Origin of the sequence: Bacillus sp. AFS073361, from assembly GCF_002567005.1 — a bacterium.
In the GTDB taxonomy this organism is placed as follows: domain Bacteria; phylum Bacillota; class Bacilli; order Bacillales; family Cytobacillaceae; genus Neobacillus.
On sequence record NZ_NUZU01000005.1, the window covers coordinates 22,291 to 41,222 of the forward strand.

Genomic DNA, 18,932 nt, shown 5'->3' on the forward strand with positions numbered 1-18,932 from the left:
AAGATTGGGTGTTATTTTGCTTGTTAATAGAAAATGATAAGATCGAAATTGCAGGTGATAGAATGAAACAATTAACCATCGCAGAGATTGAAAAGCGAATAGAAAATATCGTGATCGAATCTGATCCGTTCTTATTGGACCTTCTTCAAGATGAGCGTAAAGGTGTTCAACAGTTGGTACATAGATGGAAAAAGAAATATGCCGAGAAACAACAGCTAAAAGAAAAATTTGCTGAAATGAATGTTTATGAACATAAATGGCGTTTAAAAGGTTTTGAAATGATTGCAGGTGTTGACGAAGTCGGAAGAGGACCGCTTGCAGGTCCAGTGGTTGCAGCGGCTGTCATTTTACCACATGACTTTTTTCTTGCAGGAATTGACGACTCTAAAAAGCTGTCTGAAAAAAAACGTTTGGAATACGATTCAATCATTAGAAAAGAATCCATTGCCTTCAGCATTTCTATGATTCATGCGCAGGAAATTGATGAAATGAATATTTATCAAGCGACAAAAAAAGCAATGAATGTTGCTATTGCATCTTTAGGACCTAAACCAGACTTTTTACTTATTGATGCAATGAAACTTGAAATTCCCTTCCCCTCTGAATCTATTATTAAGGGTGACGCCAAAAGTATTTCAATCGCTGCAGCATCGATTATAGCAAAAGTAGCAAGAGATACATTGATGAAGGAAATTTCACAAACTTATCCAGTCTATGGATTTCAACAAAACATGGGCTATGGAACGAAAGAACATATCGATGCAATTAAACAACATGGAATTACATCGTATCACAGAAAGACCTTCGCACCAGTCAAAGACTTTGTTTAAGGAAATCAACAGACTAGTTTAATGTAGCCATACAAAAAAGATTGTCGATTTAAAACCCGAAATCCTTCGGATTTGTCGACAGTCTGTAATAAAAAACAGGCAAAGCTTGTTTTTTATTATTATATTAGGAAACAAATTATTCCAAATGAGGTGCTAACTTCCTGTGTAAAATCGAAAAAAATAATTGACAATTTAGAATATTTCTAAGAAGTATATAATTTTTTAGCATAATGGTAGACAAGGTATGTATCATTATATAAAATGAAAACGGAGTCAGTTTTTAGAAGAGTTTGAATAGGAGGATGGGAAATGAATATCCATGAGTATCAAGGGAAAGAGATCCTCAGAAAATACGGGGTTGCGGTTCCAAATGGAAAAGTAGCGTTCACTGTAGAGGAAGCAGTGGAAGCAGCGAAAGAATTAGGTACACAAGTTTGTGTAGTAAAAGCACAAATCCATGCTGGTGGACGGGGTAAAGCCGGCGGTGTTAAAGTAGCAAAAAACCTTGATGAGGTTCGTACATATGCAAGCGAAATCCTCGGAAAAACGTTAGTAACACACCAAACAGGTCCAGAAGGTAAAGAAGTGAAACGCCTCCTTATTGAAGAAGGCTGTGATATCAAAAAAGAATACTATGTTGGACTAGTATTAGACCGTGCGACATCTCGAGTTGTTTTAATGGCTTCAGAAGAGGGCGGTACGGAAATTGAAGAGGTTGCTGAAGAGACTCCAGAGAAAATTTTCAAAGAAGAAATTGATCCGGTTGTAGGTTTACAGCCTTATCAAGCACGTCGCATTGCATTCAATATTAATATTCCAAAAGAATTAATTAATCAAGCTGTTAAATTTATGACAGCGCTATACAATGCATATATCGATAAAGATTGCTCCATCGCAGAAATTAATCCGCTTGTTGTTACAGGTGATGGTAAGGTAATGGCTCTTGATGCAAAATTAAACTTTGACTCGAATGCTCTATATCGTCAAAAAGACGTTCTTGAGTATCGTGACCTTGAAGAAGAGGATGCAAAAGAAATCGAAGCATCTAAATACGACTTAAGCTATGTTGCTTTGGACGGAAACATTGGTTGTATGGTTAATGGTGCAGGTCTTGCTATGTCAACGATGGATATTATTAAACATTACGGCGGCGACCCTGCTAACTTCCTTGATGTTGGGGGCGGCGCAACAGCTGAGAAAGTTACAGAAGCATTCAAAATTATCCTTTCTGATCCAAACGTAAAAGGTATTTTCGTTAATATCTTTGGTGGAATCATGAAGTGTGATGTTATTGCTGAGGGTGTAGTAGAAGCAGCTAAGCAGGTTGGTCTAAGTGTTCCGCTTGTAGTTCGCTTAGAGGGAACAAACGTTGAATTAGGTAAGAAAATCTTAGCCGAGTCAACTGTTGAAATTATTGCTGCTGAATCCATGGCTGATGGCGCACAAAAAATCGTTTCATTAGTGAAATAGGATCATAGAAAGGGGAATTAATGTGAGCGTTTTTATTAATAAAGATACAAAAGTTATTGTTCAAGGGATTACTGGTTCAACTGCCCTTTTTCATACAAAACAAATGCTTGAATATGGAACACAAATTGTTGGTGGGACATCTCCAGGTAAAGGCGGAATGGAAGTAGAAGGCGTTCCTGTCTTTAATACGGTTAAAGATGCTGTTGTTGCAACAGGTGCTACAGCTTCTGTTATTTACGTACCTGCACCATTTGCTGCCGATGCGATTATCGAAGCTGTCGATGCTGAGTTGGATCTTGCCATTTGTATCACTGAACATATTCCAGTTTTAGATATGGTAAAAGTAAAACGTTATATGGAAGGCAAAAAGACCCGCTTAGTTGGTCCAAACTGCCCGGGTGTGATCACTGCTGATGAGTGTAAAATCGGAATTATGCCTGGTTACATTCATACAAAAGGACATGTTGGTGTTGTATCCCGCTCTGGAACATTAACATACGAGGCTGTTCATCAATTAACCCAAGCTGGTATTGGTCAAACAACTGCTGTCGGTATTGGTGGGGACCCTGTGAATGGAACAAACTTCATCGATGTTTTAAAAGCATTTAATGAAGATCCTGAAACATACGCTGTCATCATGATTGGTGAAATCGGCGGTACAGCTGAAGAAGAAGCAGCTGAATGGGTGAAAGCGAACATGACAAAACCTGTAGTCGGCTTCATCGGTGGACGTACAGCTCCTCCAGGGAAACGTATGGGCCATGCAGGTGCGATTATTTCAGGTGGTAAAGGTACGGCAGATGAAAAGATTCGTGTCATGAACGAGTGCGGAATTAAAGTTGCTGATACTCCATCTGTTATGGGTGAAACTTTAATTGAAGTGTTAAAAGAACAAGGTTTATACGAAAAGTGTAAAACACACTAATATTTACTGCTAGTGTTTAACAATCAGTCCCTCATAAATGAGGGGCTATTTGTCTAATCTAAAATTATAAGGAGGAAATTATTAAAAATGGACGACTTTAAGGAGAAACTGATATCTTTGTTACATTATCCAGATATTTCTTGGAGCACCGTTTTCCAAATGCTAAAAAAAGACCCAACCCTGAAAAACGTCTATAAATTCCAAACCCATTTCCCACACCAGACTAGTTTATTTTCACCTAGTACCTCAAGCAACTCTTCAGATAATTCTTCTAACTCTTCATTTAATCCTGATATCATTCGAGATCAAATCCGCCAATACGAAACCAATGATATAGCTGTGATCACTATTCTAGATAAAGAATATCCTTCATTGTTAAAAGAAATTTATCAACCACCATGGGCATTGTTTGCCAAGGGTGATCTCTCCCTCCTCGAAAAAGACCCCAAACTTGCCGTAGTTGGTTCCCGTCAGGCTACCCAGTATGGAAAAAATGCTATTCGAGTGATTTTTCCTGGTTTAATAGATAAGGGAATCCTTATAGTAAGTGGTTTGGCAAGAGGGATTGACGCACTTGCACATGAATATGCGATAAAAAATGGTGGAAATACTATTGCCGTGATAGCAGGTGGGTTTTATCATATTTATCCAAAGGAAAATATGAACTTAGCTTTAGAAATGATGAAAAATCAACTTGTTCTTTCAGAGTTTCCCCCGGATACTAAGCCGCTCAGATGGCATTTTCCATCGCGGAATCGAATCATTAGTGGTTTGTCTAAGGGGACCTTTATTATAGAAGCAAAGCGAAAAAGCGGTTCTCTGATTACCGCCAATTTTGCGGTCAATGAGGGAAGAGAGGTATTTTCCTTACCTGGAAGCATTTTTAACCCTTATTCAATCGGAGCAAATGAACTAATTCAACAAGGGGCAAAGCTGGTAACCGGTGCGGAGGATATATTAGTTGAAATTAGATAAAACTTTAGATTACCTATAAATTTTTAAGAAAAAATTGTTTATTTTTAAAGGTTTTTATGAATAAATGGAGAAATTAGCTTAAAAAGGTTGCAATAATTTCTAATTTGTTATACATTTTCCAACAGATGTTCGAAAAAAAGAATATTTGCACATGGAATAAATAATTATGTAAAACACATATAAAAGAAAAACTTTGGGATAGGGCAGTTTTGTAAAGTATTTTCTCCGGTCATTTTAGGTAAAACTGGTATGTAGGAAAGCTTCTCACATGAAAAGCACCTTAGAAACAGAAATTTTGCCAGAATCGGGGCGCTTCTACACTTTCCCTCTTAAGGAGGATATTTAAATGGCTGATTTTCTTGTAATCGTTGAATCGCCGGCAAAAGCGAAAACGATTGAACGATATTTAGGAAATAAATATAAAGTAAAAGCTTCAATGGGACATATTCGCGATTTGCCACGGAGCCAAATGGGGGTTAATGTAGAAAATAGCTATGAACCAAAATATATAACGATTCGTGGAAAAGGTCCTGTTTTAAAAGATTTAAAAACAGCAGCTAAAAAAGCGAAAAAAATTTATCTCGCAGCTGACCCGGATCGCGAAGGGGAAGCAATTGCATGGCATTTAGCCCATAGTTTATCAGTCGACATTAGTTCTGATTGTCGAGTTGTTTTTAATGAAATTACAAAAGATGCGATAAAAGAATCCTTTAAGCATCCACGTCCAATTAATATGGATTTGGTGGATGCCCAGCAAGCACGTAGAATTCTTGACCGGCTTGTAGGCTATAATATCAGTCCTCTTCTCTGGAAAAAGGTAAAGAAAGGCTTAAGTGCAGGTCGAGTTCAATCTGTTGCTGTCCGTCTTATTATCGATCGAGAAAATGAAATCAAAGCCTTTGTCCCAGAAGAATATTGGACGATTGATGGCGAGTTTTTAAAAGGAAAAGACCATTTCAGTGCCCAATATTTTTCCTTAGCAGGCAAAGAAAAATTTGAACTTAAATCTGAACAAGATGTTCAAAGTATTCTAAGCCAAATGGATGACAATAAGTTTGTAGTCATGTCAGTTACAAAAAAAGAACGAAAAAGAAACCCTGCGCCACCTTTTATAACTTCATCTTTGCAACAAGAAGCAGCCCGAAAATTAAACTTTCGAGCTAAGAAAACGATGATGCTTGCACAGCAGTTATATGAAGGGATTGAGCTTGGAAAAGAAGGAACGGTTGGTCTGATTACATACATGAGGACGGATTCAACAAGGATCTCAGATGTCGCACAAACCGAGGCTGCTGAGTACATCCGCTCAGAGTATGGGGAAGATTATTTAAAAGATGAGCAAAGAAAAGAGAAGAAACAATCGAACGCCCAAGATGCACATGAAGCGATTCGCCCGACAAGTACTTTGAGAGATCCCAATAGCTTAAAATCATTTTTATCAAGAGACCAACTGCGTCTATATAAATTAATCTGGGAACGGTTTTTAGCGAGCCAAATGGCACAAGCTGTTATGGATACTATGAGTGTAGACTTGCAAAATGGGAATGTTCTCTTCCGAGCAAATGGTTCAAAAATCAAGTTTCCTGGTTTTATGAAACTTTATGTGGAGGGTTCAGATGACAATGTAGATGAAAAGGATAAAATGCTTCCAGATCTAAAAGTTGGGGATGAAGTATTTAAAAAGGACATCGAGCCTAAGCAGCACTTCACTCAGCCACCACCAAGGTATACGGAGGCAAGATTGGTTAAGACACTGGAAGAGCTGGGAATTGGCCGTCCGTCGACATATGCACCAACCCTCGACACAATTCAAAAGCGGGGGTATGTAGCACTCGATAATAAAAGATTTATACCTACCGAACTTGGTGAAATTATCGATGAGTTAATTTTAGAGTTTTTCCCAGATATTCTAGACGTCGAATTTACAGCAAAAATGGAACAGGGCTTAGATAATATCGAAGATGGTAAGGTCCCTTGGGTCAATATTATCGATGAGTTTTATCAAGATTTTGAAATTCATCTAAAAAAAGCTGAAGAAGAAATGCAATCGGTTGAAATCAAAGATGAGCCTGCAGGGGAAGATTGTGAGAACTGTGGGAACCCTATGGTCTTTAAAATGGGACGGTATGGGAAATTTATGGCTTGCAGCAATTTTCCTGATTGCAGGAATACAAAACCAATTGTCAAAGAAATCGGAGTAACTTGCCCGAGTTGTAAAGAAGGACAAATCATTGAGCGTAAAAGTAAGAAAAAGAGATTATTTTACGGGTGCACAAAATACCCTGCTTGTGAATTTATCTCTTGGGATAAACCACTTCCAAGGGAATGCCCTAAATGTGAAGGCATGCTGGTTGAAAAGAAATTAAAAAAAGGCGTGCAAGTTCAATGTGTTAGTTGTGATTACAAAGAGGAACCGCAAAACTAGGGGGAAGAGTGGACAAAGTCCACTCTTTTCATTTTGTTTTAATCATAATTAAAAACATTTCCACATTACTTAAAACTTTTTTCTTTTTCATTCGTATAGTACAATGCAAGATGGACTAAATTGTGGGAAAGGTAATGATAGGTATGTGAACTTTTCCACATTTACATAAACCAAGGTTAATATTAGGAGGATAATAAATGAAGGATGGAACTATAAATGTAATTGGGGCGGGTCTTGCAGGAAGTGAAGCAGCATGGCAAATTGCAAAACGCGGGGTCAAAGTAAGACTTTATGAGATGAGACCAGTGAGGCAAACACCTGCCCACCATACAGATAAATTTGCAGAATTAGTTTGCAGTAATTCTTTACGTGCTAATACATTAACAAATGCAGTAGGTGTATTAAAAGAAGAAATGAGAAAACTTGATTCCGTCATCATCGCGGCGGCTGATGCTTGTTCTGTACCTGCCGGGGGTGCGCTGGCAGTAGACCGACATGAATTTGGAGCTAAAGTGACTGAAATGGTAAAAAATCATGAAAATGTGACGGTAGTAAATGAAGAAGTTACGGAAATTCCTGAGGGCATAACAGTTATTGCCACTGGCCCACTAACAAGTCCGGATCTTTCTGAAAAACTTAAGGGGCTGACAGGTGAGGAATATCTTTATTTTTACGATGCTGCTGCACCAATACTTGAAAAAGATAGTATTGATATGGAAAAAGTTTATTTAAAATCCCGTTATGATAAAGGCGAAGCAGCATACCTGAACTGTCCAATGACTGAAGAAGAATTTAACCGTTTTTATGACGCACTAATCACTGCTGAAACAGTTCCTGTAAAAGAATTTGAAAAGGAAGTTTTTTTTGAAGGGTGTATGCCCATCGAAGTAATGGCGTCACGTGGAAAGAAAACGATGCTGTTCGGTCCGTTAAAACCAGTAGGATTAGAGGATCCAAAAACAGGAAAAAGGCCCTTTGCAGTAGTGCAGCTTCGTCAAGATGATGCGGCTGGAACACTTTTTAATATTGTCGGTTTTCAGACACATTTAAAGTGGGGCGCACAAAAGGAAGTCATTCAATTAATTCCTGGCTTAGAAAATGCAGAAATTATCCGTTATGGTGTGATGCACCGGAATACGTTTATCAATTCTCCAAAAGTCTTAAAAGCGACCTATCAATTCCGGAACAGAGAAGATTTATTCTTTGCCGGTCAAATGACAGGGGTAGAAGGCTATGTTGAATCTGCGGCAAGTGGGTTAATTGCAGGAATAAATGCCGCGAGGTTAAGCCAAGGATTGGATCCACTTGAATTTCCGGAAGAAACAGCGATTGGAAGTATGGCGCATTATATTACGACTACCAACGCTAAGAATTTCCAGCCAATGAATGCAAACTTTGGTTTATTCCCCGAACTGCCGGTAAGAATTAAAGGAAAGCAAGAGAGAAATTTACAACACGCAAATCGAGCGCTAGAAACAATTCAGAACTTTGTGAAAGTTTTGTAAAGTTTATTGCAAGGGAATTAGAAGTATGTTACGATTTAATAGCCCTTGCGAAGAAAATATTATGACAAATGTGAATATTTTCTTAAAGTTAATTATAGAGTATTTACAAATTGAAATTTCACATGTTACATAATTATCTGTGCGAAAATTAAATCGAAATCACTCCAAAAGGAGGTTCATCTTTATGAACCAATTTCATGCGACAACGATATTTGCAATCCATCATAATGGTGAATATTCAATGTCAGGTGATGGACAAGTGACATTTGGTAATGCGGTAGTGATGAAACACACAGCAAGAAAAGTAAGAAAGATATTTAATGGAAAAGTACTTGCTGGTTTTGCCGGTTCTGTTGCAGATGCATTTACCCTTTTTGAACTATTTGAGGGAAAATTAGAGGAATTTAACGGAAACCTTCAGAGAGCAGCGGTAGAGCTTGCTAAAGAGTGGAGAAGCGATAAAGTGCTCAGGAAGCTTGAAGCAATGCTAATTGTTATGAATCGTGAATATTTACTGCTTGTATCAGGAACTGGAGAAGTAATCGAACCTGATGATGGAATTCTAGCGATTGGCTCGGGTGGTAACTATGCGTTATCCGCTGGCCGTGCCTTAAAGAAATACTCAGGAGACCACTTGTCTGCAAAGGAAATAGCGAAAGCTTCTTTAGAAATAGCAGCAGAAATATGTGTGTATACGAACCATAACATTATTGTGGAAGAGCTATAACGGAAGGAGACTTATATTATGGGAAGAACCACTAATTTAACCCCTCGTCAAATCGTTGAAAAACTTGATCAATATATCATTGGACAAAAGGATGCCAAAAAAGCAGTGGCTGTTGCCCTTAGGAATCGCTTCAGAAGAGGATTGTTAAATGAAAAACTTAGGGATGAAATTATCCCTAAAAATATTTTGATGATCGGGCCAACTGGCGTGGGTAAAACGGAAATTGCCAGAAGAATTGCTAAAATTGTCGGCGCTCCTTTTATTAAAGTTGAGGCTACCAAGTTTACGGAAGTGGGCTATGTTGGGCGTGATGTTGAATCCATGGTTAGAGATCTTGCTGAAACCTCTGTACGTTTAGTGAAAGAAGAACGAATGCAAAATGTGAAGGAACGGGCTGAGGAAAATGCAAACAGCCGACTGGTCGATTTACTAGTTCCGTCCGCTAAGAAAGCAAATAATTTTAAAAATCCGCTTGAGATGCTCTTTGGCGGTGGCAATCCGTCTACAGATACAGAAGTTCAGCAAGAAGATTATTCAATCACAGAAAAAAGAAAAATTGTGAAAGAAAAATTAGCATTAGGGCAGCTTGAGGAAGAAATCGTTACAGTGGAAGTAGAAGAGCAAACACCATCCATGTTTGATATGCTTCAAGGCTCAGGGATTGAACAAATGGGAATGAATATGCAAGATGCATTAAGCAGCTTTATGCCTAAAAAACGCAAAAAGCGCAAATTGACTGTTCGTGAAGCTAGAAAGGTGTTAACTAGTGAAGAGGCTTCTAAGCTAATCGATATGGATGAAGTATCGTCTGAAGCAATCTATCGTGCGGAACAAAATGGAATCATTTTCATAGATGAGATTGATAAAATTGCTAGCAAGAACTCTGGAGGTTCTTCAGCAGATGTATCAAGAGAAGGTGTCCAACGAGATATTTTACCTGTGGTTGAAGGTTCAACAGTGGTAACAAAATATGGTTCAGTAAAAACAGATCATGTTTTATTTATTGCAGCCGGCGCGTTTCACATGGCCAAACCTTCAGATTTAATTCCGGAGCTTCAAGGGCGCTTCCCGATTCGTGTTGAATTAACGAAATTGACTGTGGAAGATTTTTTCAGGATCTTAATCGAACCTGATAATGCACTAATAAAGCAATATCAAGCATTATTGGAAACTGAAGGTATACAAATTGAATTTTCTGACGATGCTATTCGTAGAATTGCTGAAGTGGCATATGAAGTAAATCAAAATACAGACAATATTGGTGCAAGACGTCTTCATACTATACTTGAAAAGCTTTTAGAAGATTTATCTTTTGAGGCACCAGATATTTCGATGGAGAAAGTTACTATTACACCACAGTATGTAGATGATAAACTCGGTGCTATTTCGAAAAACAAAGATTTAAGTCAATTTATCCTATAAAAGTGAACATTTGTTTTATGAAAATTTTGGAAGCGATGTTCATTTATTAGATACCAAAAATGTAGAAATTTGCTTTATTAAAATTTAATAATGGTTGTAGTTACTTAGGAGGAAGAAACAGATGGATTTACTTACAAAAACTAGAAGAATTAACGTACTATTGCAAAAGGCGGCTGGAAAACCAGTTAATTTTAAGGAAATGTCCGAGACATTGAGCGAAACAATCGAAGCAAATGTGTATATTGTCAGCCGTCGCGGGAAGCTTCTTGGTTTTTCAATTTATCAGCAAATTGAAAACGAAAGAATGAAAAAAATGTTTGAGGATCGTCAATTTCCTGAAGAATATACAAATGGCTTATTTAATATTCAAGAAACTTCTTCTAACCTTGATATTGAAAGCCAATATACTGCTTTTCCAGTGGAAAATGGAGACTTATTCCGTACAGGATTAACCACAATTGTGCCGATTATTGGTGGAGGGGAGCGTCTTGGAACACTCATTCTTGCAAGATTAGAAGCGAAATTCCATGATGAAGATTTAATCCTTGCAGAATATGGGGCAACAGTTGTAGGAATGGAAATTCTCCGTGAAAAATCAGAAGAAATTGAAGAAGAAGCAAGAAGTAAAGCCGTTGTTCAAATGGCGATTAGTTCATTATCATATAGTGAGCTTGAAGCGATTGAGCATATTTTTGAAGAACTGAATGGCCGTGAAGGGTTATTAGTTGCATCTAAAATTGCAGACCGTGTTGGAATTACCCGTTCAGTTATCGTTAACGCTTTAAGAAAGCTTGAGAGTGCTGGGGTAATTGAATCACGTTCACTTGGTATGAAAGGAACATATATCAAAGTCTTAAATGATAAGTTCTTGATTGAATTAGATAAACTAAGAGCAAATTAATTAAACCATTCCCTAGCCGAGCTAGGGAATTTGTTTTTTTAGTAAAGTAATGCTTGATTGTTATTACCACATATGCTATATTATTTCATGGTGTTAATACACACGCTCATTGATTTAAACAGATGGTGCTGTTAATGACAGTTTCTGTTTAGAAATGAAGTGAGCGGAGGAAAACAAACCATTAGGAGGAAAAAATCATGTCAGTAATTTCTATGAAGCAATTGCTTGAAGCTGGTGTACACTTTGGACACCAAACACGCCGTTGGAATCCAAAAATGAAGAAATATATCTTCACAGAGCGTAACGGTATCTATATCATTGACCTACAAAAAACAGTTAAAAAAGTTGAAGAAGCTTATAACTGGGTTAAGGACCTTGCTGGTAACGGCGGAACTGTACTTTTTGTTGGTACAAAGAAACAAGCTCAAGATTCTGTTAAAGAAGAAGCAGGCCGTTCTGGTATGTACTATGTTAACCAACGTTGGTTAGGTGGTACACTAACAAACTTTGAAACAATTCAAAAGCGTATTGGCCGCTTAAAAGATATTGAAAGAATGTCTGAAGACGGTACTTTCGAAGTACTACCTAAGAAAGAAGTAGTACAATTGAAGAAGGAACAAGAACGTCTTGAAAAATTCCTAGGCGGAATTAAAGACATGAAACAACTTCCAGATGCACTATTCATCATTGATCCTCGTAAAGAGCGTATCGCTGTTGCGGAAGCTAAGAAATTAAACATTCCAATCGTTGGTATCGTTGATACAAACTGCGATCCAGACGAAATCGATGTTGTTATTCCTGCGAATGACGATGCGATCCGTGCGGTTAAGCTTTTAACTGGTAAAATGGCTGATGCAATCCTTGAAGCAAAACAAGGTGAAGAAGTAGCTGTTCAAGCTTAATTTAAGTGATTGAATGAAAAGGTGATAAGAGGGAGACCCTTTATCACCTTTTTTTAAGAAGGTTTTTTTAAGAAAGTTTTATATTAGCTGTCATTGGCTAAGATATGGATACATAGAAAAATAAAGGAGGAATTTACATTATGGCAATTACTGCTCAAATGGTAAAAGAATTACGTGAAAAAACTGGTGCAGGTATGTTGGATTGTAAAAAAGCATTAACTGAAACTAATGGTGATATGGAAAAAGCAATTGACTTCTTACGCGAAAAAGGAATTGCATCTGCGGCTAAAAAAGGTGACCGTATCGCTGCAGAAGGGTTAACATATGTTGTTACTGAAGGAAACAATGCAGTTATCCTAGAAGTAAACTCTGAAACTGATTTCGTTGCGAAAAATGAAGCGTTCCAGGCACTTGTTAAAGAATTAGCTGCACATCTTCTAAAAAACAACCCAGCATCTGTTGAAGAAGCATCTGCACAAACAATGGAAAATGGCGTGACTGTAGCAGACCATATCAATGCTGCGATTGCTAAGATTGGTGAAAAATTAACACTTCGCCGTTTTACAGTTTTATCAAAAACTGATAACGATGCATTTGGTGCTTACATTCATATGGGTGGCCGTATTTCTGTGTTATCTGTTCTTGAAGGTACTACAGATGCAGATGCTGCAAAAGATGTTTCTATGCATATTGCTGCACTTAAGCCGAAATATGTTTCCCGTGATCAAGTTTCACAAGACGAAGTAGAGCACGAGCGTCAAGTATTAACTCAACAAGCTCTAAACGAAGGAAAGCCTGAAAAGATCGTTGAAAAAATGGTTGAAGGCCGCCTAGGAAAATATTTTGAAGATGTATGTGTCCTTGATCAAACTTTTGTTAAAAACCCTGATCAAAAAGTACGTCAATTTGTGGAATCTAAAGGTGCTACAATCCGTGAATTCGTTCGTTACGAAGTAGGAGAAGGCATTGAAAAACGTGAAGATAACTTTGCAGAAGAAGTAATGAATCAAATTAAAAAATAATCTGAAATATTCTTGAGCAAAAGGGAATATTACGAAATAGTTATTAAATAGGGGACACTGTGTGTTCCCTTTTTTAAAAAGTATTAATACATAAATGGAGGTTTATATGAACGGTCCTAAGTACAAACGCGTTGTATTAAAGTTGAGCGGAGAAGCACTAGCAGGTGATGAGAGCTTTGGAATTAAACCTTCTGTGATCAAATCGATTGCTATTCAAGTGAAAGAAATAGCGGAACTTGGTGTCGAAGTTGCTGTTGTGGTTGGCGGCGGTAACATTTGGCGTGGTAAAATTGGCAGTGAAATGGGAATGGATCGGGCAACTGCTGATTATATGGGGATGCTTGCAACGGTAATGAATTCCTTAGCCTTACAGGATAGTTTAGAGCATTTAGGCATTGAATCAAGAGTGCAAACTTCTATCGAAATGCGTCAAGTAGCTGAACCTTATATTAGACGTCGTGCGATTAGACATTTAGAGAAAAAACGAGTGGTAATTTTTGCAGCTGGTACTGGGAATCCATACTTCTCAACTGATACAACAGCAGCACTCCGAGCAGCGGAAATTGATGCTGAAGTGATCTTGATGGCTAAAAATAATGTCGATGGTGTTTACTCTGCAGACCCTCGTTTGGATGCAAATGCAACTAAATATGAAGATTTGTCCTTCCTTGATGTGCTTAAAGAAGGATTAGCAGTTATGGACTCAACTGCCTCTTCATTATGTATGGACAATGATATTCCATTGATTGTATTCTCAATTATGGAGCAGGGCAATATTAAACGCGCTGTTATGGGTGAAAAGATAGGAACAATTGTTAGGGGGAAACATTAATGCCAAAACAGGTCATTGCTGCGACAAAAGATCGTATGACAAAAGCGATTCAGTCATATTCACGTGAACTTGCAAGTATTCGAGCGGGAAGAGCAAGTGCTTCATTATTAGATAGGATTACAATTGATTACTATGGTGCACCAACCCCTGTCAATCAAATGGCTGGAATTACCACACCTGAAGCAAGGCTGATTGTGATACAACCGTATGATAAATCCATTCTTGGTGATATTGAGAAAGCTATTCTCAAATCCGATTTAGGATTAAATCCTAGTAATGATGGAACGGTTATTCGCCTTGCGATTCCACAGTTAACTGAGGAGCGTCGTAAAGAACTGGTCAAGTTAGTTAAAAAGTATTCAGAAGAAGCTAAAGTAGCTGTCCGTAATATCCGTCGTGACGGAAATGATGATTTGAAAAAGCTTGAGAAGAACGGTGAAATTACTGAGGATGCTCTTCGCGGTCATTCTGATGATATTCAAAAGCTTACTGACGAGTATATTAGTAAAATTGATCAAATTACAAAAGATAAAGAAAAAGAAATTTTGGAAGTATAATTTATTATAGAACCCTCTGCATAGGGGGTTTTTCACTATTTTATTACGTAAATAAATTCCAATTGAGGGATTTTGAAAGTTGTCTGAAAATAATTCTTAATTCCTTTTATTTTACATAAGTTAATTAATAGAGATATCTTAATGCTTTTTTGGTATGATAAAAACATGCTACCCCGAAATGTCCATTACATAACAACACACGCTTCAATGGAATTGATTGATGATTTATTTTCGGAGGAAATGATTAACTAATTAGAGGAGCAATGTCATGTTTAATAAAATAAGGCTTGGGAAGAACCGAAATACCTCTTCCACACTCCGAAATAAAATAGATGAAATAAAAAAATTGCCTGTTCCTGAACATGTGGCGATTATTATGGATGGAAACGGGCGTTGGGCTAAAAAACGGGCATTACCAAGGATTGCTGGTCATCACGAAGGTATGAAAGTCGTCCGAAAAACCACGAAGTTAGCCAATGAACTTGGAATTAAGACGTTAACATTATATGCGTTTTCGACTGAAAATTGGAAAAGACCAAAAAATGAAGTGGAGTATATAATGAGTCTTCCTGATGAGTTTTTAGGTACTTTTCTTCCGGATTTGATTTCAGAAAATGTACAGGTGAAAATGATGGGTTACAAAGATCAACTTCCCCCACATACACTGCGTGCAATTGAAAAAGCTATTGATGATACAAAGGATAACAACGGGTTAGTCCTCAATTTTGCTTTAAATTATGGGAGTAGAGCAGAAATACTCGATGCTGTTAAGAAGGTCTTAAAAGATAGCAAAAGTGGTAAACTAAAAGAGTCAGCCTTAGATGATAAGGTCTTTTCTTCCTATCTAATGACCGCCGACTTTTCTGATCCAGACTTATTAATCCGAACGAGTGGTGAAATCCGCTTAAGTAACTTTATGCTTTGGCAGTTAGCTTACTCAGAATTTTGGTTTACCGATGTGTTATGGCCAGATTTTAGTGAGGAACATTTACTGGAAGCAATAGAAACATTTCAAAAACGACAGCGTCGGTTTGGTGGTATATAGTACAACAAAGGTGTTGAAAATTAAATGAAGCAAAGAATCATAACAGGAGTCATCGCAGCTGCACTTTTTTTACCCATCGTTTACTTTGGCGGGTTTCCAATGGTATTGTTAACCTACTTTTTAGCGACGATCGGTTTATATGAATTATTGAAAATGAAAAAAATTAATATTTTTTCTGTAAATGGTGTTTTGACGGTTTTATTTCTTTGGGTGCTGCTTTTTCCTGAGGAGTATTATCACATATTGGATTCCTTTTATTATTCAAAAGTGGAGATATGTATTGCTTTAATTTTTTTGTTACTTACTTTTACAGTCATAACCAAGAATCAATTTACATTTGAAGATGTTTCATTTTCCATTTTGTCTGCTATTTATGTAGGGATTGGTTTTTACTTTTTCTTCGAAACAAGACAAGACGGCGGCCTCGTTTTTATCTTGTATTCTTTATTTATGATTTGGGCTACCGATTCAGGTGCATATTTTATTGGAAAGGCCCTTGGAAAGACAAAGCTTTGGCCGGAAATTAGCCCCAATAAAACAGTGGAAGGATCAATTGGCGGTGTTGTTTGTGCTGTTTTGGTTGCAGTTCTCTTTGCAATCTTTTCTGACATCAATGTTGGTCTCTTATCATTAATGGGAATTACAGTTGTTCTATCTATTTTCGGACAAATTGGTGACTTAGTTGAATCTGCTTTTAAGCGTCATTTCCATGTTAAAGACTCTGGGAATATCTTGCCAGGTCACGGAGGGATTCTTGACCGATTTGACAGCCTATTATTTGTTTGGCCCTTGCTTCATCTGTTTCACCTTTGGGTATAAAGCGTATGTGCTTTACATTTAGGAGTTGACCTTATTGAAAAAGATTAATTTATTGGGTGCGACAGGATCAATCGGCACTCAAACGTTAGATATTATTCGTGAACATCCATCCGAATTTAGAGTGACAGCTATTTCTGTTGGGAAAAATATTGATTTGGCTCGAAAATTTATTGTTGAGTTTCAACCTGAGCTTGTTTCTGTACAAGACTATCAGGATTGTCATACATTAAAAGCAGAATTCCCTAATATTAAGTTTACATTTGGTCAGGAAGGACTTATTGAGGCTGCCGTTTATGAAAAGGCAGATATCCTTGTCAATGCTGTTATTGGAAGTGTGGGTTTAAACCCAACGCTGCAAGCGATCGAGAGTGGGAAAATCATTGCTATTGCTAATAAAGAAACTCTTGTAACTGCTGGCCATTTAGTAATTGATGCTGCTAAAAGAAATAATGTTCCACTCCTACCTGTCGATAGTGAGCATTCTGCCATTTTTCAAGCCTTGCAGGGGGAGAAAGAAAAAAATATTGAAAGATTAATTCTTACTGCTTCTGGTGGAAGCTTTCGTGATCGAACTCGGCAAGAATTGAAAAATGTTACCGTCGAACAAGCTTTAAACCATCCAAATTGGTCAATGGGAGCCAAAATCACCATTGATTCGGCCTCGATGATGAATAAAGGTTTGGAAGTCATTGAAGCACACTGGCTCTTTAATATGCCATATGAAAAGATTGATGTACTGCTTCATAAAGAAAGCATCATCCATTCAATGGTTGAATTCCATGATAGCAGTATAATTGCCCAATTAGGTACACCAGATATGCGCGTACCTATCCAATTTGCTCTTACCTATCCCGATCGCTTAGCATTACCTACATCAAAACGTTTGGATTTAGCAAGTATTGGGAAATTGCATTTTCAGGAAATGGATGTTGCAAGATTTCGCTGTCTAGGGTTTGCCTATGAAGCAGGAAAAAAAGGGGGTTCGATGCCTACGGTATTGAATGCGGCAAATGAAGTGGCCGTTGCAGCATTTCTAGCGGGAAAAATCCATTTCTTGCAAATTGAAGATTTGATTGAAAAGGCATTAACTACTCACCAAATCGTGGATCACCCTAGCTTAGCAGCAATCCAAGAGATAGATACAGAAACAAGAGATTATGTACGTTCACTTCTATAAAAAAAGGTGGTTTTAATTTGACTACAGTAATTGCCTTTATTGTGATTTTTGGCGCGCTTGTATTCTTTCATGAATTAGGTCATTTGATTTTCGCAAAAAGGGCAGGTATTTTATGCCGTGAATTTGCCATAGGTTTTGGTCCCAAGGTCTTTTCCCATAAAAAAGGGGAAACGACGTATACTATTCGCTTACTACCGATTGGCGGATTTGTCCGTATGGCTGGAGAAGACCCAGAAATAATTGAAATTAAGCCTGGCTATCGAATTGGCCTGTTGTTTGATAAAGATGAGAAAGTAAATAAAATCATCCTGAATAATAAAGAAAAATTTCCTAATTGCCGAATTGTTGAAGTGGAATATGCAGATATAGAAAAAGATTTAATCATTAAAGGATTTCCTGACGATGAGGAAGAGGAATTAAAAACATTTACCATTGACCCAAAAGCAGTCATTGTAGAAAATGGGGTCGAATCACAGATTGCTCCCATTGATCGTCAATTTGGTTCAAAAACATTGGGGCAACGAACAATGGCTATTTTTGCTGGACCAATGATGAATTTTGTACTTGCATTCATTGTATTTATTATTATTGCTTTTATTCAAGGTGTTCCTACGAATGAACCTAAGTTAGGTGAAATCACTCCTGAAGGAGCAGCAATGGCTGCAGGTCTTAAAAAGGGTGATTTAATACAGACAATCAATGGTTCAGAAATAACTAGTTGGTCTGATGTTGTGGAAGTTATTCGGAAAAACCCAAATGAAAAACTCGATTTTTCAATTCGCCGTGACAACAAGGATTTAGATATCACGGTAACCCCGATTGAAAAAACGGTGGAGGGAAAGAAAATTGGACTGATTGGTGTATATAGTCCAGTTGAAAAATCACCCATTCAAGCGGTAAAAGCAGGATTCACAGAAACCTATTTCTGGACTAAGCAGATTTTTGTGATGGTCGGTAAATTAGTTACGGGACAATTTTCAATCGATGCTCTATCTGGGCCGGTTGGTATTTACCAAGCTACTGATTCTGTTGCTAAATCTGGAATTTATTATTTAATGAAATGGGCTGGGATTTTAAGCATTAACTTAGGAATTATGAACTTATTACCTATTCCTGCTCTTGATGGCGGCAGATTGATGTTTTTTGCTGTTGAAGCTGTCAGAGGAAAACCGATTGATCGTCAAAAGGAAGGAATGGTCCATTTTATTGGATTTGCCCTCCTCATGCTGCTCATGCTAGTCGTAACGTGGAATGATATTCAAAGATTCTTCCTGTAATTAAATATTAATGATTTATGGGGCCGTCTATACGGTCCCTTCATTTGTTTTCAGGAAAACTATTTTACCTAAAATGGAGAATTTTTTCTGTCGAATAAAGACGAATCCATTCAACTCATAT

The 18,932-nt window shown here is 37.5% G+C and carries 17 protein-coding genes; all 17 read left to right on the forward strand.

What is annotated here, in order from left to right:
* Positions 1-62: 62 nt before the first annotated feature.
* The gene (locus tag COJ96_RS03825; protein WP_098571749.1) at positions 63-830 is read left to right on the forward strand and encodes a ribonuclease HII; all 768 of its coding nucleotides are present in this window, start codon (positions 63-65) and stop codon (positions 828-830) included.
* 309 nt (positions 831-1,139) lie between these two features.
* Positions 1,140-2,300, forward strand: coding sequence for an ADP-forming succinate--CoA ligase subunit beta (gene sucC, locus COJ96_RS03830; RefSeq protein WP_098571678.1), 1,161 nt, complete (start codon positions 1,140-1,142; stop codon positions 2,298-2,300).
* 22 nt (positions 2,301-2,322) lie between these two features.
* Entirely contained in the window at positions 2,323-3,225 is a 903-nt protein-coding gene (gene sucD / locus COJ96_RS03835; protein WP_098571679.1) for a succinate--CoA ligase subunit alpha, read from the forward strand.
* An 87-nt stretch (positions 3,226-3,312) separates the two neighbouring features.
* On the forward strand, positions 3,313-4,200 hold the full coding sequence (dprA, locus tag COJ96_RS03840; protein WP_098571680.1) for a DNA-processing protein DprA: 888 nt from the start codon (positions 3,313-3,315) through the stop codon (positions 4,198-4,200).
* Positions 4,201-4,546: 346 nt separating this feature from the next.
* Positions 4,547-6,625, forward strand: a complete 2,079-nt coding sequence (gene topA / locus COJ96_RS03845; RefSeq protein WP_098571681.1) for a type I DNA topoisomerase — start codon at positions 4,547-4,549, stop codon at positions 6,623-6,625.
* A 197-nt stretch (positions 6,626-6,822) separates the two neighbouring features.
* Positions 6,823-8,130: an FADH(2)-oxidizing methylenetetrahydrofolate--tRNA-(uracil(54)-C(5))-methyltransferase TrmFO gene (trmFO, locus tag COJ96_RS03850; protein WP_098571682.1), complete on the forward strand. Its 1,308-nt coding sequence runs from the start codon at positions 6,823-6,825 to the stop codon at positions 8,128-8,130.
* A 184-nt stretch (positions 8,131-8,314) separates the two neighbouring features.
* Positions 8,315-8,857 (forward strand): ATP-dependent protease subunit HslV, encoded by a 543-nt coding sequence (hslV, locus tag COJ96_RS03855; protein ID WP_088086376.1) that lies wholly within the window; start codon positions 8,315-8,317, stop codon positions 8,855-8,857.
* 18 nt (positions 8,858-8,875) lie between these two features.
* Positions 8,876-10,279, forward strand: coding sequence for an ATP-dependent protease ATPase subunit HslU (gene hslU / locus COJ96_RS03860; protein WP_098571683.1), 1,404 nt, complete (start codon positions 8,876-8,878; stop codon positions 10,277-10,279).
* 121 nt (positions 10,280-10,400) lie between these two features.
* Positions 10,401-11,180 (forward strand): GTP-sensing pleiotropic transcriptional regulator CodY, encoded by a 780-nt coding sequence (gene codY, locus COJ96_RS03865; protein ID WP_026566456.1) that lies wholly within the window; start codon positions 10,401-10,403, stop codon positions 11,178-11,180.
* A 197-nt stretch (positions 11,181-11,377) separates the two neighbouring features.
* Entirely contained in the window at positions 11,378-12,082 is a 705-nt protein-coding gene (gene rpsB, locus COJ96_RS03870; RefSeq protein WP_098571684.1) for a 30S ribosomal protein S2, read from the forward strand.
* Between the two features lie 140 nt (positions 12,083-12,222).
* Positions 12,223-13,104 carry a translation elongation factor Ts gene (gene tsf / locus COJ96_RS03875; RefSeq protein WP_098571685.1) on the forward strand — a complete coding sequence of 294 codons (882 nt, stop codon included), beginning with the start codon at positions 12,223-12,225 and terminating at the stop codon, positions 13,102-13,104.
* A 106-nt stretch (positions 13,105-13,210) separates the two neighbouring features.
* Complete coding sequence (pyrH, locus tag COJ96_RS03880; RefSeq protein WP_098571686.1) at positions 13,211-13,936, forward strand: UMP kinase; 726 nt, start codon at positions 13,211-13,213, stop codon at positions 13,934-13,936.
* Positions 13,936-14,493 carry a ribosome recycling factor gene (gene frr, locus COJ96_RS03885; protein WP_098571687.1) on the forward strand — a complete coding sequence of 186 codons (558 nt, stop codon included), beginning with the start codon at positions 13,936-13,938 and terminating at the stop codon, positions 14,491-14,493. The genes pyrH and frr overlap by 1 nt, the downstream gene beginning before the upstream one ends.
* 268 nt (positions 14,494-14,761) lie before the next feature.
* Complete coding sequence (locus COJ96_RS03890; protein WP_098571688.1) at positions 14,762-15,538, forward strand: undecaprenyl pyrophosphate synthase; 777 nt, start codon at positions 14,762-14,764, stop codon at positions 15,536-15,538.
* Between the two features lie 24 nt (positions 15,539-15,562).
* Positions 15,563-16,357: a phosphatidate cytidylyltransferase gene (locus COJ96_RS03895; protein WP_098571689.1), complete on the forward strand. Its 795-nt coding sequence runs from the start codon at positions 15,563-15,565 to the stop codon at positions 16,355-16,357.
* A 34-nt stretch (positions 16,358-16,391) separates the two neighbouring features.
* The gene (dxr, locus tag COJ96_RS03900; protein WP_098571690.1) at positions 16,392-17,534 is read left to right on the forward strand and encodes a 1-deoxy-D-xylulose-5-phosphate reductoisomerase; all 1,143 of its coding nucleotides are present in this window, start codon (positions 16,392-16,394) and stop codon (positions 17,532-17,534) included.
* Between the two features lie 17 nt (positions 17,535-17,551).
* The gene (gene rseP, locus COJ96_RS03905; RefSeq protein WP_098571691.1) at positions 17,552-18,811 is read left to right on the forward strand and encodes an RIP metalloprotease RseP; all 1,260 of its coding nucleotides are present in this window, start codon (positions 17,552-17,554) and stop codon (positions 18,809-18,811) included.
* Positions 18,812-18,932 lie beyond the last annotated feature (121 nt).